The organism is Kitasatospora sp. MY 5-36, from assembly GCF_001182915.1.
Taxonomy (GTDB): Bacteria; Actinomycetota; Actinomycetes; order Streptomycetales; family Streptomycetaceae; genus Kitasatospora.
Map to the genome: position 1 here is coordinate 1 of NZ_LFVW01001080.1, position 2,048 is coordinate 2,048.

1 protein-coding gene is annotated in these 2,048 nt (G+C 77.8%); it reads right to left on the minus strand.

Annotated elements, in window-relative coordinates:
- On the minus strand, positions 1-2,048 hold a 2,048-nt coding region (locus AE652_RS40280), incomplete at both ends, for an acyltransferase domain-containing protein (protein WP_049660734.1).

Sequence of the window (2,048 nt, forward strand, 5' to 3'; positions counted from 1 at the left end):
CGCAGCTCGGCCGGCTCGACCCGGTAGAGCGCGTCCCGGCCGCCCGTGCCGGCCCCGGTGATCGCCTCCGGCGAGACCGGGCGCATCACCAGGGACTCCACCGAGGCGACCGGCGCGCCGGTGGCGTCGGCGATGGCGAAGGCCACCCCGCCGGTGCGGGCCGGGGTGAGCCGGGCCCGGACGGCGGCGGCGCCGGAGGCGTACAGCTCGACGCCCGTCCAGGCGAAGGGCAGCCGGCCGTGCGGGGCCTCGTCGGTGGAGATCCGCTCCAGCAGGGTGGAGGCGGCCATCGCCTGGAGCACCGCGTCGAACATGCCGGGGTGGATGCCGAACCGGGCGGCCGCCGTACGGCCCTCCTCGGGCAGCGCGACCTCGGCGAAGACCTCGTCCCCGCGCCGCCAGAGCGCCGTCAGGCCGGCGAACAGCGGCCCGTAGGCGAAGCCGGTCTCGGTGGCCCGCCGGTAGAAGCCGGTCAGGTCGACCTGCTCCGCGCCGGCCGGCGGCCAGGCCCGGAGGTCGAAGTCCGGGGCGCCGGCGCCGGTGCCGAGCACCGCGTCGGCGTGGTGGGTCCACTCGCCCTCGGGGGCGTCCTCCGGCCGCGAGTGCACGGCCAGCGGGCGCCGGCCCGCGGCGTCGGCCGGGCCGACCCGCAGCTGGAGCAGCACGCTGCCGGCGCGCGGCAGGACCAGCGGCGCGAGGTGGGTGATCTCCTCGACCCGGTCGCAGCCCACCTGCTCGGCGGCGTGCAGGGCCAGCTCGGCGTAGGCGACGCCGGGGACGACGGTGCGGCCCATCACCCCGTGCTCGGCGATCCACGGGTGGGTCCGCTCGGAGAGCGAACCGGTGAACAGGAAGCCCGTGCCGTCGGCCAGTTCGGCCATCGCGCCGAGCATCGGGTGCTCCGGCGAGCCGAGTCCGGCCCCGGCCAGGCCGACCGGGCCCCCGTCGTCCTCCAGCCAGTACCGCTCGCGCTGGAAGGCGTAGGTGGGCAGCTCGGTCCGGCGGGCGCCGGGCAGCAGCCGCGACCAGTCGACCGCGGCGCCGCGCAGCCGCAGCGCGGCCAGCGCCTCGACCAGGGACTGCTCCTCGCGCCGGTCCCGGCGCTGGGCGGCGATCAGCGCGAACCCGGAGCCGGGCAGGCTCTCCCGGCCGGCCGCGGTGAGCACCGCGTCCGGGCCCAGCTCCAGGAAGGTGGTGACGCCCCGCTCGGCGAGCGCGAGCAGCGTGTCGTGGAAGCGGACGGCCTCGCGGACGTGCCGCACCCAGTACTCGGGGTCGGTGGCCTCGGCCGGCAGCGGGATCCGCGGCTGGTGGTAGGTCAGCGACTCGGCGACGGCGCGGAACTCCGCCAGCATCGGGTCCATCAGCGGGGAGTGGAAGGCGTGGCTGACCCGCAGCCGCCGGGTGCTGCGCCCGCGCTCGGCGAGCGCGGCGGCGACGGCCAGCACCGGCTCCTCCGGCCCGGCGATCACCACGGCCTCGGGGCCGTTGACGGCGGCCAGCGAGACCTGCCCGGTGAGCAGCGGCCGGACCTCCTCCTCGGTGGCGCGGACCGCCACCATCGCACCGCCGGCGGGCAGTTGCTCCATCAGCCGGCCGCGGGCGGCGACCAGCGCGGCCGCGTCGGCCAGCGACAGCACCCCGGCGACGTGGGCCGCGGCCAGTTCGCCGACCGAGTGGCCGGTGACGAAGTCCGGCCGCGCGCCGAAGGATTCGACCAGACGGTAGAGGGCGACCTCGACGGCGAACAGGGCGGGCTGGGTCCAGCCGGTCCGGTCGAGCAGCTCGCCCTGCTGGAACACCACCTCGCGCAGCGGCCGCTCCAGGTGCCGGTCCAGCTCGGCGCAGACGGCGTCGAAGGCGTTCGCGAACTCCGGGTAGGTGTCGTACAACTCCCGGCCCATGCCGGGGCGTTGGGCGCCCTGGCCGGTGAAGAGGAAGGCCGTCTTCCCGGTCGCGGCGGTGCCGCGCGGGCCGCGGCCGGCGGCCAGGGCCGCCAGGCCGTCCAGCAGGCCCTCGCGGTCCCGGGCGACCACCGCGCCGCGGTG